Raw genomic sequence first — 22,022 nt, 5'->3', positions numbered from 1 at the left:
AGTTTTTAACCGCCACTTTGCCACCTCTCTTTCATCGGCTCCCATAACTGACAGGACCGACAGACAGACTTTTCGCCTGGTGAAGCTCTGCTCTTTAGAACTTTGCCAAGCGCAAAGTACACATAGGGGTAGGTGCGAATGCACCGGAGGGGAAACATAATGTCCCCTCTTGGCTGCCCTCGGCAGACAACAGCTATCCGCAGTACGCCTCCGGCAGGACGCTCAGTACAACCTCTGGTGGTATATCTGTGCGCACCGAGAAAATCTCGGTGAAAGACCTTAGGTTTCTCCACCCTCGTCATCGTCACTTTCTTCGGGATCATTTTCATCGGTTTCATCAATATTAAAATCATCGGTTTCATCCTTCTCTTCATCGTTACTTACCGCAGGATCAGTCGCTCTTTCAGAACCGTTGCGATCATGTTCTTCACATCTTTAAGCGAAAAAGCGCACGCTATGATCCGGTTCATTTCCTGCTCGCTGAAATCGTAGGCATCGGAGAAGTATTTTACTACACAACCGCCCATCATGTACTTTTGACGATCCTGATCCTTTCTGAGTTGCTCCTTCTCTTCACGCGCTACCTTGGCAAGCTCCGCATTGGCTCGCTTTACCTTCTCCATTGCCTTCAGTTTTTTTGCTGAAATCTACTGCTGTTCCATTTTGAAAATCTCCTTTCTTTGTTGTGCCGTTTCCGTGATTTTGGAATAAAAAAAGACGGGGACGAATAATCTTTTAAGATCGTTCGCCACCGTCTGTGGATACTACACTATTACACCGATATTATCTCAGTGAGTTTTATATAAATTATCCTCTATCACCTTCTGGATTAACACTTGTTGATCAGCAATATCTTCCGCGATTTTCTTTTGTTGATCATTCATCTTTCTAATTTCAGCTACAATTTCTTTTTGTTTCTTTAAGTCAATGTCGGGTATGGGAAATTCTTTTATAGCCACCGGAAAGATATTTGTATTATTCCCAAGTCCCTTTTTATAAGTTTCAATAAGATATTGAAAATAACTCGTTCTGAAATAGTAGTAGGCAAATTCGGGATTATAGTTTTTTAATCTTATGCGCATAGTAAAATCAGCAAATACCCCTTTTACATCTTCATCTATTAACGCAACCTTTCCGATTGTCCCTTCACCGGATCTTGCCAAGATAATATCATTAATTGAAACTGTCTTATCCTTTTTCCCATTTAGGTAATTGTCTGAAACCGTAGATGCGGACCCATTATCTAATCTCCACCCCTTTATAGTAGCCATGGAAATATAAATGTAATCACCATCATCATAATCACTTGGTGAAATGCTAGCTCCCAAAACAATCGGCTCAGCCAAATAATCCTTTATTTTAGCCTTCATCTTAGTTTGGAGTTCTTTTTCTACATATACTCGTGCTGGTCTATGGAACCTTACACCACATCTTAAATCTCCATTAACAGAGACATCCGAACAGGCAATTCTATATGCTTTAATTCCTTTTAACGAATCAAATCCATCATATGAGAATCCGAATGCTTTACTAAAACTCTTATCTATAATCTCTTGTATATTTACTTTCTTTGCATTGAGTTTATTTATTTTCTCTTCGTAAGGAATAAGCTTCTTAAGTATTTCATCCTGTGATTTTAATGATAGCTCCGGTATTTTTAAAGCTTTTATATGATCTAATGTTAATCCTGGCTGTGCTTTTTTTCTGTATGCCAAATCGATTACCTGACTATTGAAAAAATCAGTCCTCATCAGATAAAACAGCATCTTTTGTCTAATTCTTGAATTTGCACGAACTATAAAAACATGTTCATTGATCATAACTTTATCTGTTGGAAGCTTAGCAAAATCAACAATGCAGCACTTTCCAGTTAATGCACCATCTTTACAAATAAGGATATCTCCATCACAAACTAATCCTTTTTTTGCATTATCATAAAAGTCAAATGGAACATATGGCATTTTCTCAGTATTTACGATTCCATCTTTATCGATTTGTTCGCCTCCCAAACTAAGTGCTTGTCCATAGTCTTCATCCTTAATACCTCCTTTAGGACGACTACCAGACTCTATAAAATCCAAAAATGAGCTAAAATCATCGTATGGAAAAGCCAGCTTAGGAAGTTCATAATTGGATGTAAGTCTTAGGCTACTGTATTTGGAGAATTTAGCGAATTCGGTTCTTTCTACTCTCATACATTCCACCTCAATCCCACGATAATTCTCGCATAAAATCAAGTACCGTAGTCTTTTCTTTTTCACGTAACAATACAGCATAGCTACAATACTGTTTAAGCCTGCCACTCTTAAACTCTTTCACCAATTCAATATCGGTTCTATCAGTGTATGATTCTTTCAACTCTCCTGCTTTATAATACTTTTTAATAAACTTCTTTATTTCATCATACTCTGACTCTAAAGAGTCTTTTTCAGCTTTTAGCTCATCAATTTTACTATCTATTGCCTTGATTTTATTCTGCTTCTTCTCTTTTGCTTTTTTATCTTCTTCATTTTTGATTCTATCGGAAACATCATCTATAAGTTCTTTGTAATGATCTTCTATCAAAGTAGAATCAATCAAAGAGGGCGCATACTCCAATGAGAAAAGCTCATTTGGTGCGTCCTTTTCCCCGCGCTTAGTTCTTTTATAGCCAACATTATCAACTTCAGCCATAAAAATATCGTAGTTCAATTTCTTTGAGACCGTTTCAAATACCCACCAAGGGTTTACATATCCAAAAGTATCCACCAAATCTTTATCATACGATAGAGCTTCTTCCAGACTTTCTCTGTACTTTTCAATGAGTTCGCCCGTATTTAATTCATCATCTCGCTCCGTTAAATAGCTTTTCAATATCGCTCTTACGAATCCCTCTTCTTCTTCTTCTGTAAGATCTTTTATAGAAGGAAGTTTTGCTTTATCTTTTAGTCCATCAAAAACCGCTATGATGTTCTCAACACGAGTCTTTATTTTTTCATATTCTTTTGACACCTCATCCCACAGCTCATTCCATTCTTCAATTTCTGTCGCCGTCTTTTTTTGTGCAAACAAAATGCTTGTTTTAGTTGGTGTGTACGGGGCAAATGCAAGCTGAGGAAGCGAAACAACCGCTTTTATCTTGAAATATTTGTAAATAAACAATCTGATATATCTATTCTCATTAGTGTCAAATACACTATCCGGAAGAACAGCTGCCAACCTGCCATTTTCTCTTAAAAGCTGATACCACCTTTCTATAAACAGATTTTCCGACTTTTTCTTATCACCATATACAAAGCTCTTCTTTATTGTCCTTTTGGTATCATTATCCAAATCAACGCTAAAGGGCGGATTAGTTAAAATCAAATCAAACTGAGAATTGACCTTCTGGGGGTAATTAGGATCATCAAATTCCTTGTTCAATGCATTAGGAGCTGATGCCTTTATATATTTTCCAAAAGGCAATAAACCATCGCCCTTCTGGGCGCCGACAAAAATGTTAGTTGCACCATCACCATGCAAGATCATGTTTACTTTAGTTGCCGTTCCTAAATTGAAATTAAGTTCCGATCCGTATATGTATTCTCTTGCCCATTTGTTTTCTCTATGGTTAGGTAAAAACCATTCTGCACATTTATCCTCCACTGCACGGCTTGATAAAAGTTGATCCTTGAATCTGTACTTAATATTTGCAGTGATAAATTTCATATATTCAATCAGAAATGTTCCCGATCCAGCTGATGGATCGATCATATATGGGATTTCGCGATCCGCATTAATCCTATCAATAGCTAAACGATCCGCTTGAATTGCCCATAACATAAATCTGACAATGTTTATATGTGTAAAAAACTGTCCTTTAGTCTGTTTAAATCCATCTCGAATAATCCCTTCAAAGAAATCACCTAGGATATCTTTACCAGATATGCTATTCTTTCCATCCACTAAAGAATAACCTTCCAAAGTCTGAACAGTGAATTTTACTTTTTCAAGAGAAAACTTTTTGGTGTCAACAACAAAAGACTTCTCAATTTCCTCGCTATCAGTAACATTTAATTTCTCTTTTAACGCTCTTTTATAAAGATTATTAATTCTTTCAAAAAGAGTTTCCAACGATTCATAATTCTCGGTATCATCAACAAAAACTAAAGATTGGAAATCATAAGTATCACCATTAACTTTCTCATCTTCATCTTGTATTTTTGCCAAAATAAGATTTGTTAATGATGAGAAAACATCATTATCGTCGGTCCCTCCGCCACCCCACAGTACATTGTGCAACTCAATTTGAAGGCTATTCAATAATTCATGCGTGAAGTTAGTTTGTAAATCATGCGAGCTTCCTTTAACATATGGAATCTTTTGTGCCTTACCATATTTCTTCGGAATTACATTTCCATATTCTTTAACAGGCTCCCAATCCTTAAATGTCGGATATTTTTCATGATCAATAATTATGCACTCGTCATCAACATTCTTTCCATGCATAGCGATTGTATAAAGCATTAGATACTTTACCCTTCGTCCTTCAGCTTGCTCCATAGCTGCCACTTTAAATAGCTGCTCTTCTATAATGTTTTCTCTATCCCCATTTGCATAATCCTTAGGAGACTTTAATTCTATAAATAAAAAAGCATCTCCATTGTTGTCACGAACAACCAAATCAATAATACTTGTATTGGTACGCGGTCTTCCGGCGGTATACACATGTTCAATCTCAATCTTGTCGAGATTATATCCATATTCATTTCCCAGTTTTGTAAGAAGACAAGCTCTTGTGATTTCTTCATCTCCTTTTATCTTATTAATCTTTTTTCCTGATATAGATGCAGAATACTTCACAACACGACTTGCGAACTCGAACTTCTCAACAGCCTTGACCTTCTGGCTTTCGATATATTTTTCTATATCTTTTTTTTGAGAAATAGTTAATGTATAATCCATAGTTACCTCCAACTTTACTTTTAATTCTTTTCGCTTTTCTTTATCACTTTTTCAGCTTCTATCAATGCCGTTCTTCGTATGAACTTACTATAGGATGCATATGATTCTAATCTAGCAGCCTGTTTAAGTTTCTCAAGTTCATCTTCACTAACTCGAATGCTCATTGAGTACGCCTTAAGTTCTTTATCCATAATTGCAATCCTCTAAATTTAAGTATATCTTTTGGGGGGAACATTTGCAATATATTTATCCACCTAAATTAATTTTATTCATAGCACCTCTTGCCTGCTGTCTCTTAACCTCAGATATCCTTCTGGGCTTGCTGTAACTAATGCGTGATTTAGACATTGAATAGGTCTTGTCGATATCTGTTTCGCCTATGTATTTAAAGATATCGGGATACTCGGTAACTAGCGTATCAAGTTGTCTCATAACAGCCTTATCACGGGTGTAAACTATCGCATCTGGTTCTTCGGCATTAAAGTTCACTATGGTCTCCTGCTCATATCGTGTTAGCTTCATTCTCTGTTTGGCTCCTCTCGCGCTCACGCGCGCGTATTTCCCGTCTCCCTCTTAGGGGAACGTGCGCAGCCGTTCCCCGATGGGAGACGGACGGATGGGATAGGATAGGATGGATGATGATAATAGGGGTATATCTTTCTTTTATCTTTTCTTTGCTTCTTTCTTTTCGTTTTTCTTTCTAAGGAGGAAGCGGAAGAAGGAAGGCAGAGAACGCTCCCTTTCGGGTATGTCCGGCATACTACTTATCCACATTTCGACATAACAAAAAGCACCCTTGGGGATCTGCATCTATGTACCGACCCCCCCAAAAAATCAGGCCTAAAAATCTAACGATGGGAGGTCGGTACATAGATTGATGTCCTTTTGCTTTCATGAATAAAATCTAGTCAAAATCATATGGATTGCTGTAACACATCCAATCAAGCGGATACATGACACCATGTTCCGCCTCGAATTCAGCTTGGCGTTTTGCACGCTTCTTAGCTTAATTTGCCAATGCTTTCTTGGACTGTTTCCTAGTCGCCTATTCATTAGCAACTCTTGCCTTGTAGGCCTTGTTGTTTGGATTATGCTGATTAGCTTAATTATCCAATTCTTTTTGACTGTGTGTCTTAGATGATACACCTTTTGCCATGACTATTATCTCCTTTCTACCTGAATTCCGTAACAGCAACCACGCACCAGATAGCTGACAATTCTGTCACCTTCTTAGCTGAATCTAAAAATCAGATTATCCATGCACTTATTGCCTCTCAGGTTTGGAGACTAATTTTTATCGAAATAAAAATTATCAATAATATTTTAATCAAGGCATCAGTTCTTATCAACCTCAAATACTTCATATTCATCATCTGGATAAAAGACAAGCTTTCTTTATAAGATACTTTTCAATATCAAACCATTGTAAAAAAACTCGTTTTACCTGAACCTGAACCACCCGATTCTGAATAGAAACACCGGCGCACTTTCCGGTTTCGGACAACAAAAAAGCGCCAAACACGACCGAGAGGGTTGGTCATCCTGTGACGCTTAAATTTGCTTCCTATTCCTCTGCAAAAGAAAAACAAGTGAGTGGCTTTTGTTTACCTCTCACTTGCCTATGATAATAATAGCACCGTTAAATCTCCATCAATCCAATATTTTTCCATTACGTGATATAGTTACAACCTGCCACGGAATAAACTTTCCACTGTTTCTTAGAGCATTCTCTGCTGCCCTCTGGAGTCCTCCACAACACGGAACCTCCATTCGTACAATAGTGACACTCCTTTGGATAATAGGTCTGTCCATCATACTGACAGTACATCTGCTCACGGCTGATATATGACGATTGCTCGACATGATTAAAAATTCATATAATCTAACTTCTACTGCATTTTAACCACATCCTGATTTTCAACGATTAAAGAAATAATATCTACAACAGGCGACGTATTAAACAGCGGATATATCGCCCTGAGCTTTCACAAAATGTTTTGTCTATATGAGACTAAAGTTTTCAACACGTTTATATAGAATTTCAAGCTCATTATCATCTTCGAAATAGCCTATAATTTTATCCTGATATTGCAATGCTTGAAGAATCAATTCTTGTTCACACGATGCAATAGCAATACCTTCTAAATATGATAAACAAGAAAAAATTTGCGTATGTCCTGTATCCACAAACGTTTTATATGCCGCACCACTGCATGAGTCAGCATAGTTAATCAGAGACTCGTTCTACAATCAGCCAGCTTACTTCTATGCCATTTTTTGATTTAATTCATCACGTAGTTCCAAGTTCTTCTTGTAATCTGATAATAAATTGTAGAAAGTAGCCTTCTTTAAATTAGCTTTTTCCATAAACTCCTTAGACGTAATATTCTTATTTTCCCATTGCTCATACAACTCTTCCCAATTTTCAGGATACTTCATACTAGGTCTACCAGCATTGTGCTTATTAGGCTTAAGAACTATATTATTCACTTCCACTAATGACTGCCTAATTGTAGAAAGAACCGCCCTATTTACAGAATTTGCCAACCCATATTCATAGGTTGATGGAGTATCGCATATTATAAGAGGAATGTTACGCTCTATAAACCAATCCAACTGCGCAACAATATCTTTTTCATTCAATCCGAGAGCTTTTACAGAGGTAACTGCAATAACATCACCATATTCACAGTTACTTTTTAAGAGTTCAAAACTTCTAAAACTCCGTCTATTCTCCACAGTATTCACTACCATAATTGGTAAATGGTATCCAAGGATATCTAATTCCATTGTATTCTGAAATGAGTTCATATGCTTCATTTGCTCTTGCATATTAAGTATGCTCACTGGAGTCAAAAACTGCTGTAAATCCTCTGTTGAATCTGCATATTGATATATTTTCATCTGTTATCTCCTAAAGAATGGGAAAGAACCAAGCTTATACCCTAAACGTTTTTCTAATTCTTTTCTATCAAGAGTAATTTTACTACAATCACGAAGTTTTTGGTACACTGGCCTAAGCTCATTTGGCAATGTATTTTTCCAGTTTTCACATCGCTTTTGGCTGCCTTTGTCTGACCCGAGTTCTATCGTTACAAATTCTTTTTCTACAGTAAATGCTCTTCTATTATGTTGATATAACTGATTAATATCCTCAATCGAATCCTCGGAAATACAGTTGGCATTAGGTGAATAATCATCTCTCCAAGTAAGTACTTTAAAGTATTCTGGAATGTCATATCCATAATCACTTAGTATATTAAGAAGCGTTTTAGAAGATATCTCCATAAGGTCAGGATAATATGAATCAGGAATATTCTTTTCATGTATCATATATTCCAAGATTTCGGTGACTGAGTCTAACATTCTGCGGAGATACTCACGATATAGACCTGTTCCTAATCTCCGAATAATGCCTTCCCCTTTTCCTTTTGTCGCACTCAAATCAATGTCACTAGGCAGTCCACCATCAAAACGCAAAAATACCATTCTCTTTCTTAAAATAGTATCCGGCTCAATAACGTCATTACTTGCAAAAATAATCATTGGCTGATTTTCAAGCTGATTTTCTTCACACGTAGATGGAAATTTAATAATATCTTTTATCGTTGAAAGAAATCTATTATCTAACTCATCAATAAAGAATGGAATTCCTTTGCATGCTAGTTGGGCCGCTTTTATATCTTCTTTTTTACACGATGCTTTGTTCATGATATTCAAGTCTTCACCTGTCATCATTTTAAGCGCAGCTCTTACCGCAAAAGTCTTTCCACTATCAGCCTCACTTGATGCTGCTAGTAGGAATAATGGCAAGCTATCAGTAGCCGCCTTGATACCTCTAAGCATAGCTGTACAACGTAGCTTGGCGTTGAATGGTGAACAAAAAATAGCATTCATCATCTTAAAATGTGTTTCTTTCAGCTTCTTGCTGTTTCCAACAAATTCATTATAGTTTTCATACATTCCAAGCAGCTCATCAATATCTTTTTTTACTTCTTCCTCTGAAGGATTAAGGTTCAAAAGATTACCATCTATAGTCGCTTGCTTATCCGCATAATTAAATTCAAGAGAAGGATATGGTTTTGAAACATTATTAACCTTCATTGTTTTACATAGAAACTTTTTATAATTATGCTCTATTTTTTCAAGTGTCTTTGGAATGATTTCTATAAAGCCATTCTTCGCTTTTGGATTTACTCCATCAATAATAGCTTTATATTCACTGTTAATCTTTTTATGATCTATAAAATATTTGACATTATCAATTTCACAAACATCTTCTTGTTGCTGAAGTACAATAGTACGTCCCTTCTCTTTTACTTCCTTTAAAACAGGATTTCCATCAATAAGATCATTTTCTTTTTTTGCAGATATAACATCATATGGAATGTCCTGAGAATCTTGCCACATTACTTCAAAGTCATGTAAATATTCTTCATAACAATATAGAGAATCATCATAGTTATAGAACTCCATGTGTTCATTATTCCATGCGCTTCTAGACATGTTAGCTGAAGCCGTGATTACACGAGTTCTCCCGTCATCGGCTTTTAAAAGATATATTTTACGATGATCCAAAATGTATAGAGGCGTATGAAATTCGACATCACCATCTCTTAGCATTTCTGCTAATCTTTTATGCGACTTAATCACTTTTCCTGCTTCATATGCATTGGTATATACTTCTGCCATAAAATTATTCAGTTTATCATCTTTCTCAACAATAAAGTTTGCCCCTAATATAATTTCGCCATAATCAAACTGCTGCATAATAGAATCTATGAATCCTATATCATAGGAAAATGTAATTGCCTTAATTGTATTAAATCCTGCAAATAAATCCTCTACCGTTCTATACTCAACATCCTTTAGTTCTGTGCGATAACATTTAATCTGATTATTAGGCTCATCGTTATTATCTTTCTCGCCATTGATAACACTAAATCCTTCTACTACATCAAATAATGAAAGTTGCTCGTCCATGCTTCTCCTCCTGATAATATGTCATGTCTATTTATTGCCTCTTATTTATAGACATATTATTCCTAGTCTATAAATTTGTCAATATTTTTAGACATGTTTATTTATAAAGCACGTCCAGCCCCACCCCTGTGAGACCAGTCCAATAACTACACACACATCCTTATTTCGATGCCTATACGCTTTGCTATCCCAGATTTCCACTCTGTGATTCGTCTTACCTTAAAACAGCTATATTCTACGCTACTTCTCTGCTATCTAGATTATGCTTTTCCTTTCTCGATTATTGTTCCAACAAATCGGGTATAACATGCTTCATTACCTGTGACTTAATAGATTAATAGTTTCGGCTCATGTCCACTCCTTGCTCTAAAAATGGGCATAATAATAGACCAGTACGAATCTGGGCGTCCCCAGAGGTACTGGTCTATGTAATATTAGATTATTCTTCTACTTCTTCGTCTTCATCAGCTGCATAATAGGATAAATACAGCATTGGATTATCTTTTTCTTCAATTACTTCAAAGCAATTATCTGATAATGACACCTCTAATTCGAGTTTCTTCGGATTGTTCTGTTCAATGTATTCTTCAATATCTACAATTAGCTGCCATAATAAGAACATATTTACGTCATCCTCATTATTGTATCGTTTGTTTCCACACTTGATTTCATTGCCTTCCTTAACAATTCTCTCATAAGGTGTACAAACAGCTCCATAATTATCAGATTCAACAATCACAACTCCGTCTGTTGTAAGCCATAAATCTTTATAATTGAACACTTCCCATAATCCATGTTCTTCAATGACTGCTAATACGTCGGTCTTATTATATGGCTTTCCTTTTATTTTCTTGAAATACTCATTTAGGCGAGCATCATCCTGCTCTCGGATAAATAACCTTGATTTGTTACTTCTAATGATGATTTTATACTCATTGCAATAATCAGTAATCAACTCAAGAATTCCACTTCTTAACTCTGTTCTCTTTTTCAATCTTTCATATTCATCATTTCCAAGTAATTGTTCAACTAAGAAATCTGTTCCGGCATCAATCATATTACTTGTCGTATCATGAATATACTGCTCAGTTGGAGTTGGAATACTGTTTTTCTGACAAAACTGCATTAGTCTTGCCTCATCTGCTGCAATATCATTCATTCCCTCCATTCTTGTCACTTTATCAGTAATAATGGATGTAAGGGAACTAAGCATATCTCCAACAAAAAACATAAACGTATATTTATTAAATACATGTTCTAAACTCTCGAGTATGTCTTCATCTGACTCAAGAAGCGATGCTCTAAACTCGGTTATTTCGTCCGTATTTTCTGATATAGGAGATAGAATATCTTCTTTCAATTGCTGATAGTATTCTCTATAATACGCACTGTTCTCTTCTTCTACCAAAGTAACAACTTCATAGAAATAATCTTGAAGAACCTTCATATATTCCATCAGTAAATCTGTTTGTGCTAATTCCTCTTTATAAGAACCATCATAACTCATTAATCTGCCAGAAATTCGATTCCAAAGAGCCAATCGGCTTTCATACGAATCGTTAAATAACTCATCATCCAAGTTTAATCCTTCTGGTAATGGCAGACATCTATTAAATCTATTAGCATATGTTCTTGTCAGATTGTTTAAAACATACTCATACTTTTTAAGCAGCGCTGTTTTTTGAACATATATAAACTGTTTTTCCAATAATGATTTTCTTGCAGTTGGTTTCTTCGGCATCGGAAACAGATACTGTTTTGGAACACGCTTACAGAGAACATTATAATTTGCAAGCGATTCCCCATATCCTTCATTGCTAAAGAAGTCATATACATATAAGCTACTTAAAATCTGCGCATTCATTATTTGATTGTAATGTTCGTTAACTAACATTTTAAGGTACTTCTCAGCTTTAGCTGCTTCACCTAATTTCATATAAGCAAACACGCATAACTGGACTATTTCAAGTACGCTTCCAGCCTTATCGATTGCTTGTTGAATAAGATTTAAGATATGTTCCTTATTATAATTTTCATCTTGCAATAGCAAATCGACGTATTCCAAATTACACATAGAAACCATCTTGTCTTCTCTAAGCAATCCATATCTATTCAGCTTTTGGAAATACTCAAAATGTTCCTTTGCCTTTGCCCTATACTTTTTCTCAGCCTCTTCTAATGATGCAAGTTCTATTTTTGCGGTTTCAAGCGTTTCATTAAAGTTTTTATCCGATTTCTGATTTTTCTTCAGATCCTCAATAGCTAATCGATTATCTAAAATACGGTGCTGAAGACCTAATGCAATCAAAGTAGCTGTGTGACCATACTGATACCAAAATGGAGGATACGCTCTAAAGTTATCCGCAATAACTTCTAAACGATCATATCTGCGCTCATCATCTGTATCCATTAATATTTGATTATATTGATGAATTTGTCTTTCAGATAGACGTAATTTATCTTCGAAACCATAGTGTTTAGATAATCTCCAGGCTGTATCAAAAAGTTCTCTCTTTAAGCCATCCAACTGCTCTATTGCAGATCTTTCTAACTGCCACATTTCTCTATCAAATGCTAAAGAATTATCAGCCTTCTGCTTTCTATAATTCATATATGCCGTACCAACCGTTGCCGCCAAACTCACCGCCATCATTGCTGGGCCTTGACTTAATCCGGTTGCAATTAATGCCCCCACATTTGGCACCGCAGACCATACAGCATTTTTCATCTTCTGCTGATAATCACGTTCAACAAATTCTCTTTCTTTCTGATCTATTCTAAAGAAAGTTACCGTATTGAGTATCTGCTTTAAAATGTCTAGAAGAGCATCATCATTAGGCATGTTCTGCAGATTAAGATTATTCAATATCATGTCATACTCTTGTTCCATGATATTCAAATCTTGATAATCAATAATCTGTGTTACAGAAACGGTACATAAATTCAAGGCATAAGCGGCCATGATTGCACGAGTATCAGGATCTAGCTCCATCACTGCATCTGTTGATTCAGTATTGTCGGTTACTGCAACTGTAGTTCCATTTGAAGATACTAATGCATTTTGTATTTGAGCCAAATTTGCTTGTGTTTGTTCTAAGTTATACTGAGTTTTTTCCAATATATCTAATTTCTGCTTTTTATCGAAAAATCCCATCTTTATAAGTCCTCCCTCTCTATCCTTTCGATATAGCTACTGTCATCATAATAGGTAAATGATCTGATACGAGCATCCTATATGCTTCAAACTCATTCTTTACTGGATTACCATCATTATCCACCACCTGTTGAAACTTATCACGATAGGTTCCTTCAGCATCAATTCTATGTCCCTCGATATCAATGCTGTCCTCTAACTTCTCCTCGTAAGAAAAATGGTCATAATTATTCGCAAGATTTTCCTCGCCTATGTACGCACCATTTGGATTACTTTTTGACCTACTTCTAATGGTTGTCTTCTGATTTTGAATAGTCTTTATTACATGCTTTCCATATTCTAACCGCTGAATATCTTTTGGCATAATTGCTTTCAAATCAGATGAATTAGAACCTTCCAGGCACATGTTATAATCACCAAGAATAAACGTCAGCACTTGTCTTGTTCCAATACTACCTGCGTAAACACGCTGATATATTTCATTTGCCAAGACCTTGTATTCCTTAATTCGCTCCTCGTAATCACTTGCAGCAGAACGATTATCTTCCAATTCATCATCCTCCACCGGAGTCTTACGAAAAACAATATGTGTATTAATCAAACGTATTTCAGCATTACAACTCTTAATTAAGAATCTTCCATAAAACGGAGGACGGATTACCTTTCCACCATTCAAATAGATGTCCGGATAACTTACATCACCCCTCTTATTTACCGGTAATTCAAGTCGTCGTTTGTTCCAAATAAAAGCATATCCCTCTTCTGCACTTTTCCCTCCAATTTGAGAAATTGGTTTTGCCCAACAGCTCGCCCAATTTCTAGTCTCATAACAATAAGAGTCTCGCGCATTATTGGAAGAACTTACCCCTTCAGAAATGATTGCTCCATCCAATGCCTTCATTATTTCTTTTAATGGTTCTTTACCAGATATCTCCTGCAAAGCCACTACATCCATCTTATTTCCTGTGATTATTTCGGCTATGTTTTTGATATCTTTTTTCAACATAGAATTTCTTCCAAGCTTTTGAATATTAAATGAACCAATTTTATAATCCGATGCCATAAAAACCTCCATATTTTATTTATAAACTATTTTAGTTGTACTAATACTAACATATTAGCTGTACCAAAATATGTACTCCAAAAAATGAAATTTCCTCTTCTCTTTTTTCATCATACCTATCATTATACCAAATATTCAAGGAGAAGAGGGGATTTTTTCTATAGTTTTACAACATCAAAAGCCTCTCCAGCTCTGACTTTTAGTGTCTGATGCGCAAACTGTTGGATATCAAACTTATTTCTCTCATCATACTCGCCAGTCTCTTTATAAAGTGGATGCTGGGTGACATCATATTTGTCCGACAAAAATGGACGTACACCTCGAAGCTGCATGATACCTTATCACCATCCATTACTGCGATTTCATCCACGGTCATGAGATTCTTATCACTCTTCTGATAATTCATGGAGTAGGAAGGATTATTACCCCTGTTTTCGACGATGTTGTACATGTCGATGGTTTCTTTTCCAAGAAACTGAAATAAATCCTTTAGCGTGAATGGCTTTAAGCTATGACTTCGCCTGCAGAAACAAGCATACACTAATTTCACGGCTTCGGATGATTGCCACCAACTTCTTCTGCAAAAAAAACAAATGAGTGGCTTTTGTTTACCTCTCACTTGTCTATGATAATAATAGCACCGTTAAATCACCCTCAATCCAATATTTCTCCATTACGTGATATAGTTACGACCTGCCACAAAATAAACTTTCCACTGTTTCTTAGAGCATTCTCTGCTGCCCTCTGGAGTCCACTGCAACACGGAACCTCCATTCATACAATAGTGACACTCTTTATATCATTTTCTTCAATTATCTCTGTAAGCTTATCTGTATAGTCTATATCATCCAGCTTCGGGCATCCGATCAGGGTTACGTAGAAAGACGTTTTATCTGGCAAGGCCATTGCATAAGCCTTGATACAGGCTTACTATAAGCAAATGCTGGCTCTGGCACTTCATTTTCAACACCTGCTCCTCCCAAAGACATTGCTCATAAACCAAAACATCCACCTTCATAATGTTCATGCATTGCTTCTCTTATGCCATTCATCTTTTCCATCTACAATATCAATTGCACCATTCCTTTCAGTTTTGATGCAAGTATAGTATTGTTATCTAATTAAACTTGGAACTGCAAAAAATAAAATAAGCAACGAAAGTATTAAAACAAAAATCCATCCAATAAAAGGCTTAAACCACCTATTATGCATGCATAATACATTCATTTTAGCCACACCTTGCGGATAATTAAAAGTCCATGGATATTCATCAATATAACTAATATCAATTTCTTGCCCTAAATAATTATCACGAACAGCATTCCACTTTTTTTCGCGCATATCTTTGATTGAATTCAACGTCATTGTTTTTATAGTTTTCCCCTTTTCCGTACGAAATTGAACGATAGGATATGCTGTAACTCTATTAAATCGCTTAGAGTGTAATTTATAATTTCTGTAGTGTCCCTCATAAAAATCAACGATTTTCGCTGTACAGTTGTTTCCAAACAGCTTCAACCTTATAATCCTATATAATTGACGACATGATACAAATGCACAAGCACAACCTGTTATTAAGAATAAAAGCCCATATAATAATTTCATTTTCTTCAAACTCCAATTGTTAATTTAAAATACCTTATAAGGTTATCACATCTTATATTCTAAAAAAGATAATATTTTTTAGTACATCCTGCTCCATGTCCTGTTTGAATTTTTATCACATGAATACTCTTCACCATATAAGCCGATTTAAGATAGTCTACAAAGGACATTGGTATAGTCGTGTCTTCTTGTTTCTCATAGTTCCCAGTAATGCTTTTTGCCATCTGTTTAAAATAGAATCTGGAGAATCCTTTAAATCTAAGAGAAAGTATTGTAATAAACTTCCACTGTCCTTACATCGTATACGTTCTGCAGAAAACTCTCCATTGAATAATATGAAACTACATCCGAATCACCTACACCAGGTCGGTCAAACGAGACAATGTCGGTCATGACTCTTGTAATATGCTTGCAATATCACCATCAATACATATACTTCTATCTGCAATTTCCTCCGGGCAGTAGCTTTCACCGAAATTCACGCAGGCATATACTGACTTTTCATTTGCAAATGTCATCTGCCAGAAGGGATACTTTATTATTACAGGTGTATTAGCTCCTACGCCCAATTCAAGATAAAGAACATGGAGATTCTCATGTCTGCGAATAAAATCAGAATATGCCGCAGATGCCCTATGCCATCCTTCATCTTCCACAAATGAATCATCCGCTCTCAAATTCATAGTCATATCAGAGCCGTCATCAGGGCACTTTGGAATCAACTCAGAAGGAATTTCCATCAATAACTTACCATCAACCGGTAGCTGAAAAACTCCCTGATCATCTCTTACAAAACCTTGTGCTTCCATCGCTTTCATTACCCACTCTTCATTATCAAAGGTTTTCTGGATAGCAGGATTCACGCTCTGAAATAAACCATAATCACCCTGAGTATAGAATAGTCTTTTCTTGTCAAAACCTGCTCTTTGAAACTGGTGATCTACATTTGTTGTGATGACAAAATAATCTTTGTCAGAAACCATCTTAAGAAGATCCCTATACACCGGCTTTGGAGCATCAATATATCTATTAAAATAAATATGTCTTGCCCACCAAGCCCAGCGGATTTCTTCGCTTGGAAACGGATAGAATCCACCTGAATACAAATCTCTTATTCCAAATCTTTTGGCAAAGTCATAGAAATATTTTTCAAAACGCTCTCCACTATAAGTAAACCCTGCTGATGTTGATAATCCTGCACCCGCACCTATAATAATTGCATCTGCTTCATTAATCTCTTTTTTCAGTCGGCTTATCTGCTCTTCTTTGCTTCCCTTACATAAGTTTTTCATAAATGGCCTTATCTTCATCTTTGAAAACATTAAATATCACCCTTTCTACCTTACCAGGATTTTCACTAAGCCACTCTGTTACAGTCTTAACCGTAATCTCGGCAGCTTTCTTGTTAGGAAAATGAAATACCCCCGTTGAAATACAGCAAAAAGCAACGCTCTTCAGTCCATTTTTGGCACACATATCCAAAGTGTTTCTATAGCAGTTCTCCAAATCCTTTTCCAATTCAGGAGTAAGACGGTACTGTACGATTGGACCTACTATATGAATAACTTTCTTTGCCGGAAGATTATACGCTTCAGTAAGCATTGGAACGGCGGTGGGCTGCTCATAATCACTTCCGAATCTGATTCGTAGTTCATTCATCTGCCTGTTGCACTCGGCTCTCAGCTGCACTCCTGCAAAAGTATGGATACAGTTATCTATGCAAGTATGCATCGGGACAAAACAACCAAGCATCTGCGAATTAGCGGCATTAACAATAGCATCCACTGATAGTCTTGTGATATCTCCTTGCCAGATTGAAAGTCCATCCCTGATAACCGGGATGTCTGATAAATTCACCACACCCTTTTCAGTCGCTCTTTCTAATAAATATTCATCCTGTACTTTCATTACTTCAGCGGACAATTCTTTTGGCATACGGATATTCATAAGCGACCTTAAGATTCGTCTTTTATCTTCCGTATTATTTGGAGTCTGTAAATCCTTATATTCATCTGAATCTGCCTTGAACTCTTCTACAAGATAGTCAAGACGTTCGTCCTGTGTTCTATTCTTATGCATAGCATTCATCTCCTAACTACTGCCCCGGCAGGACAGGTATTCAAACAATTACCACAGTGCAGACAATGTTCCTATATCATAAAAAAGACCCTGAAGTAAACACCTCAGAGTCTCACATTTAAGCTTCTTTTGCCAGCAGTTCCTGCATTCCGGATCTTAAATCATTAAGAGTGTATTTTTTCATCTCTGATTCCATCGCTTCCTGGATGCTTTTCAACTTATCATCCAAAAGTGTATGGATATTCCTACCAACAGGGCACTCTGGATTTGGCGATTCATGAAATCTGAATAGATTTCCATCCTCCAAAGGCTCTATTGCCTGATACACATCATAAAAAGTTATATCTTTAAGATCTCTTGTAAGCTCTATTCCGCCTGTTCCTCTGATAACATTTATTAACCCTGCGTTTTTTAGCTGAGTAAGTATCTTTCTAATGATGACAGGATTCGTATTTATACTGGCTGCAAGAAAATCGCTCGTTACCTTGTGTTCATCTTTAAATGTATCCACACATGTAAAAATATGAAGTGCAACCGTAAATCTACTTGATATCTGCATTTTTAATCTCTCCATTCCATTTCGTTCGGCGCTAAACAATCGTCCACTGGGCGATTTGCGCCCTCCTGTCATCATTTTACTTCGTAGCAAATGTAATTGCAATGGTTACATTAGAACTTTCCGTTATCATTAGCCCATGTAGACTTATCAGCTAATGTCTCCATTACATCCCAGTGCTCTGCGATAAATCCGTTCTCAACACGGAACAAATCATAATAAGTTGTAGCTACACCACCAAATGTTCCTTCTGAGCAAGCAAGTGCATAATCTCCATCTGCAAGAACCATATGAGTCTTGTTATAAACCATTGAGATTCCCTGCTTAGCCATAGCTTCAAGTGCAGCTCCAAGGCCTGAAAGACCATCTGCAATTGAAGTATTATGCTGAAAATATTTATCTCCATCGAAGTAAGAAGTGAGCTTGTCAGGATTCTCCCCACGAAGTACATCGCCTACAAATCCAGCAACAAGCTTACGTGTCTCTTCCTTATCTACATTTTTCTTCTCAAGAGTTCCATCAATCTGAGTATGTCCTGAAGGATTAGGAGCTGCCTTGTCTGCTAAATTATCCCAGTGCTCTGCAATCTTACCGTCTTCATCGAATCTGAAAACATCGAATCCGACCTGCTCTCCTGCTCCTGCAAAATTATATACTGTCTGAAGGAAAACCTTATCTCCATCCTCAAATGCGCGAATGTTATTAACTGTTGTTTTTACAGGTGCCTGTGCAAGTCCTTCAACTGCTGCCACAAATGCATCTGCTCCTGTACCAAATGCAAGGTTATGCTGAATATAACCTGTTGCAAGAAGTTCCTTTGCCTTTGCTGTATCTCCTGATACGAATGTTCCGATGAGTGCTAATGCTTTTTCCTTATTTGTCATAATTATTTTCCTTTCTGGGCCCTGCCCTGCGAGGTAATTATCCTCGAATGTTAAAAAGTCCATTGATGTAACCGTGGTGGTTTCATCTGACATTGTTAATATAACATCGTTTTGATGTAATGTCAATGGTTACATCTAAAAATTTTCAAAAAAAGTAGCTTATCAAGGATATTTTCTTCATCCATGCAATCAACCTCTTTCGCTACAATTTTAGATTTTTGTAGCGAAAAAGCAAAAGTCTTGTGATATCTCCTTGCCAGATAGAAAGCCCATCCCTGATAACCGAGATGTCCGATAGATTCACCACGCCCTTTTGGACAGCTCTCTAATAAATATTCATCCTCTGCTGAATTCAGTCCTTTGATAGCTTCCATAAATCATAAGAATAACTTATTCAATCTCTAATCGACAAAAATGCGGATTCCGCATTTTTGTTCAATATAGATTCTTCTGCAAAAGAAAAACGCCAGCATCAGGATTAATCTAATCCTGAGCTGACGCTAAGTTTTAATATTCATTTAGATTTCCATGCTATCTGGATTTAGAAGAAAATCATAAACACTCATTACCAATATGCCTTCATCATTATAAAGCGGTGCCACAGCATCCTTTGTAATAATAATTTTTTTAAATCCATCGCCTATATTCACTAATGAACGCTGTTCCTGTTCCATCTTTTCCTTATCAGGCAGCGCATAGGCTGATTGAATATAAAATCTCTTTGAACCTTTGTTGCAGACAAAATCCACTTCCAACTGTTTTCGAATCTTCTTACCATTTTTGTCAACTTCATTCATCACAACAACACCAACGTCCACATTATATCCACGAACTTTTAATTCATTGAATATAATGTTTTCCATTGCATGAGTCTCCTCAACCTGTCTAAAATTAAGTCTCGCATTTCTAAGTCCCAAATCGGTAAAATAATACTTCGATGGAGTTTTAATGTATTTTTTACCCTTGATATCATATCGCATTGCACTATCAATAAGAAATGAATCTTTAAGGTAATCTATATATTTGATTATGGTATCTTTGCTTATAGTCTTGTTTTTTACACTTTTAAATGTCGCAGATAACTTATTTGGATTCGTAAGCGATCCAATTGCTGAGGATAAAATGTTCAGAAGTTCTTCTAACTCTGCCTTATTTCGTATATTATTCCTTCCTGTAATATCAGAAATGTAGGTTTCCTCAAATAGAGATTTTAAAAAATCAGATTTTTGATCAGCCGTTTCAAAGCCTAGCACAAGCGGTATTCCACCGAACAGCACATAATCTCTCCAGCCTTCCTGTTTGTCTCCGTCATATACACTCATAAATTCACTATATGTTAACGGATACATATGAACTTCATCACCACGTCCACGAAATTCAGTAATAATATCTTTTGACAGAAACTTGGCATTACTTCCCGTTACATATACATCCACATTTTTCTTTCTTCCGAGACTATTAAGAACTGATTCAAAATCATCGAGCATCTGAACTTCATCTAATAAAACATAATACATTTCATTATCAGCGATTTTTTCCATTAGATATGGAAATAAAACTTCAGGATCTCGATACTTTCTATTCTCAAAAGAGTCAAATGCAATCTCAATAATATGGTTTTCATTAACTCCTTCATTTACCAGATACTCTTTAAAAAGATTAAATAAAAGGTATGATTTTCCACATCTTCGCATACCTGTTACAACCTTAATTAGTCCGTTATGCTTTTTTGAAATAAGCTTATTCAAATATATATCTCTGCGTATTTCCATATTGTTCCACCTCATTGCTTATTGAACAAAAATGCGGAATCCGCATTTTTGTTCAATAGAATTATACATCATAGGAATAGCTTATTCAATATTCTAATCGACATTTTTGCGGATTCCGCATTTTTGTTCAATACAGATTCTTCTGCAAAAGAAAAACAAAATGCAGCAGGCATTTACTTAAAAGTTATTTTTATGATCTGCATCTTAACAAATCCATCGCAGAATTTGATCATCAACCTATGAAACAAGCTGACATCTTTATATATATCCCTATATCCACGCATATAGCTCTTTGCTGACACATCTGCAAAATCACCGGACCAATTTCTAATCTCATCCTTATCCTCTAATGAGAAAAAAGCGCCAACATCAGATATCCCGGCTTCCTTAAGCCAGGTTTTTGTCATCATTTTTGCTCCACGCCTGTTACAACTGTCAAAAACAAGAACGGCTCCCGGAAATCTCTTTGCCATCTTTTGAAATAACGCCTTCACATCCTCTGTCTTAAAATAATAAAACACACCGGATGCAAATAAGACCGCACCATTGCTGCAATCAATCTCATCCATCCAGGTCTCGTCGTTAAGGTCAAAAGCAAGATTTCTTTCTCTGTCATTTTCCGGAAGAAGCTCATTTCTAACAGCAATTACATCCGACATATCGATGTTATATCCTCTACACTTTCCGTTGTCGCACCTACGAAAGGTATCATCAAGTCCGCATCCGAGATTGACCACTGCGGCATCTGGATTTTTCTTTAAATAATCCTTTACTTCCCATGCAAGGTCATACTGCCTTTGTGCAACCTCCAGCGCTCCAAAGAGACCTGCTGCGCTTTCCATCTTTTTTCCCTTTTCCGCAAAGTCATAATCCAACATGCCACATATACGCTCTGCTTCCGGATCCTTGAACAGATCTGGGAAGTGTTCCGAGCAAACCTTTCTTCCATACAAAGGTATGATAAGCGTCTCCTGTACTGTGTTTTTCTCTATATGATACATAC

The 22,022-nt window shown here is 36.4% G+C and carries 18 protein-coding genes and 4 pseudogenes; all 22 read right to left on the bottom strand.

Translation table 11 applies throughout. From position 1 onward, the window contains the following. Positions 1-380: 380 nt before the first annotated feature. On the bottom strand, positions 381-623 hold the full coding sequence (locus tag BLQ66_RS03660; RefSeq protein WP_074520961.1) for a hypothetical protein: 243 nt from the start codon (positions 621-623) through the stop codon (positions 381-383). A 165-nt stretch (positions 624-788) separates the two neighbouring features. Further along, positions 789-2,195 (bottom strand): restriction endonuclease subunit S, encoded by a 1,407-nt coding sequence (locus tag BLQ66_RS12080; protein WP_207645130.1) that lies wholly within the window; start codon positions 2,193-2,195, stop codon positions 789-791. Between the two features lie 10 nt (positions 2,196-2,205). Then, positions 2,206-4,923 carry an HsdM family class I SAM-dependent methyltransferase gene (locus tag BLQ66_RS03650; RefSeq protein ID WP_083330248.1) on the bottom strand — a complete coding sequence of 906 codons (2,718 nt, stop codon included), beginning with the start codon at positions 4,921-4,923 and terminating at the stop codon, positions 2,206-2,208. Between the two features lie 20 nt (positions 4,924-4,943). Next, positions 4,944-5,114: a type II toxin -antitoxin system TacA 1-like antitoxin gene (locus BLQ66_RS03645; protein WP_074520960.1), complete on the bottom strand. Its 171-nt coding sequence runs from the start codon at positions 5,112-5,114 to the stop codon at positions 4,944-4,946. A 55-nt stretch (positions 5,115-5,169) separates the two neighbouring features. Further along, on the bottom strand, positions 5,170-5,472 hold the full coding sequence (locus tag BLQ66_RS03640) for a hypothetical protein (protein ID WP_330389796.1): 303 nt from the start codon (positions 5,470-5,472) through the stop codon (positions 5,170-5,172). Positions 5,473-6,573: 1,101 nt separating this feature from the next. Further along, a pseudogene (locus BLQ66_RS12295) lies at positions 6,574-6,714 on the bottom strand (4Fe-4S ferredoxin); the annotation flags it as partial. A 210-nt stretch (positions 6,715-6,924) separates the two neighbouring features. Beyond that, positions 6,925-7,110 (bottom strand): hypothetical protein, encoded by a 186-nt coding sequence (locus tag BLQ66_RS11985; protein ID WP_180364684.1) that lies wholly within the window; start codon positions 7,108-7,110, stop codon positions 6,925-6,927. Positions 7,111-7,188: 78 nt separating this feature from the next. After that, the gene (locus BLQ66_RS03625) at positions 7,189-7,827 is read right to left on the bottom strand and encodes a hypothetical protein (protein WP_083330247.1); all 639 of its coding nucleotides are present in this window, start codon (positions 7,825-7,827) and stop codon (positions 7,189-7,191) included. A gap of 3 nt (positions 7,828-7,830) precedes the next feature. Next, positions 7,831-9,906 (bottom strand): phospholipase D-like domain-containing protein, encoded by a 2,076-nt coding sequence (locus BLQ66_RS03620; RefSeq protein WP_074520958.1) that lies wholly within the window; start codon positions 9,904-9,906, stop codon positions 7,831-7,833. Between the two features lie 439 nt (positions 9,907-10,345). Then, positions 10,346-13,060 carry a hypothetical protein gene (locus tag BLQ66_RS03615; RefSeq protein WP_074520957.1) on the bottom strand — a complete coding sequence of 905 codons (2,715 nt, stop codon included), beginning with the start codon at positions 13,058-13,060 and terminating at the stop codon, positions 10,346-10,348. A 19-nt stretch (positions 13,061-13,079) separates the two neighbouring features. Continuing rightward, complete coding sequence (locus tag BLQ66_RS03610) at positions 13,080-14,123, bottom strand: endonuclease/exonuclease/phosphatase family protein (RefSeq protein ID WP_074520956.1); 1,044 nt, start codon at positions 14,121-14,123, stop codon at positions 13,080-13,082. Positions 14,124-14,281: 158 nt separating this feature from the next. Next, a pseudogene (locus BLQ66_RS12135) lies at positions 14,282-14,701 on the bottom strand (VirD4-like conjugal transfer protein, CD1115 family); the annotation flags it as partial. 76 nt (positions 14,702-14,777) lie between these two features. Next, positions 14,778-14,999: pseudogene (locus BLQ66_RS12290) on the bottom strand (4Fe-4S ferredoxin); the annotation flags it as partial. 237 nt (positions 15,000-15,236) lie between these two features. Beyond that, entirely contained in the window at positions 15,237-15,728 is a 492-nt protein-coding gene (locus BLQ66_RS03600; RefSeq protein WP_074520955.1) for a hypothetical protein, read from the bottom strand. A 389-nt stretch (positions 15,729-16,117) separates the two neighbouring features. Beyond that, entirely contained in the window at positions 16,118-17,038 is a 921-nt protein-coding gene (locus BLQ66_RS03595; protein ID WP_242869316.1) for an SIR2 family NAD-dependent protein deacylase, read from the bottom strand. Next, positions 17,004-17,807, bottom strand: coding sequence for a protein-ADP-ribose hydrolase (locus BLQ66_RS03590; protein WP_074520953.1), 804 nt, complete (start codon positions 17,805-17,807; stop codon positions 17,004-17,006). The genes BLQ66_RS03595 and BLQ66_RS03590 overlap by 35 nt, the downstream gene beginning before the upstream one ends. A gap of 5 nt (positions 17,808-17,812) precedes the next feature. Further along, positions 17,813-17,878 (bottom strand): annotated as a pseudogene (locus BLQ66_RS12335) (4Fe-4S binding protein); the annotation flags it as partial. Positions 17,879-17,925: 47 nt separating this feature from the next. Beyond that, positions 17,926-18,366, bottom strand: a complete 441-nt coding sequence (locus BLQ66_RS03585; protein WP_074520952.1) for an Rrf2 family transcriptional regulator — start codon at positions 18,364-18,366, stop codon at positions 17,926-17,928. Between the two features lie 110 nt (positions 18,367-18,476). Beyond that, positions 18,477-19,247, bottom strand: coding sequence for a nuclear transport factor 2 family protein (locus BLQ66_RS03580; protein ID WP_074520951.1), 771 nt, complete (start codon positions 19,245-19,247; stop codon positions 18,477-18,479). A 122-nt stretch (positions 19,248-19,369) separates the two neighbouring features. Continuing rightward, positions 19,370-19,621 (bottom strand): hypothetical protein, encoded by a 252-nt coding sequence (locus BLQ66_RS11980; RefSeq protein ID WP_074520950.1) that lies wholly within the window; start codon positions 19,619-19,621, stop codon positions 19,370-19,372. A gap of 144 nt (positions 19,622-19,765) precedes the next feature. After that, complete coding sequence (locus BLQ66_RS03570) at positions 19,766-21,019, bottom strand: ATP-binding protein (RefSeq protein WP_074520949.1); 1,254 nt, start codon at positions 21,017-21,019, stop codon at positions 19,766-19,768. Between the two features lie 173 nt (positions 21,020-21,192). Continuing rightward, positions 21,193-22,020, bottom strand: coding sequence for a class I SAM-dependent methyltransferase (locus BLQ66_RS03565; protein WP_074520948.1), 828 nt, complete (start codon positions 22,018-22,020; stop codon positions 21,193-21,195). Positions 22,021-22,022 lie beyond the last annotated feature (2 nt).

Source organism: Lachnospira pectinoschiza (genome assembly GCF_900103815.1).
In the GTDB taxonomy this organism is placed as follows: domain Bacteria; phylum Bacillota; class Clostridia; order Lachnospirales; family Lachnospiraceae; genus Lachnospira; species Lachnospira pectinoschiza_B.
The sequence above is the reverse complement of the archived record's forward strand: the minus strand, read 5'-3'. Positions and strand labels throughout refer to the sequence as shown.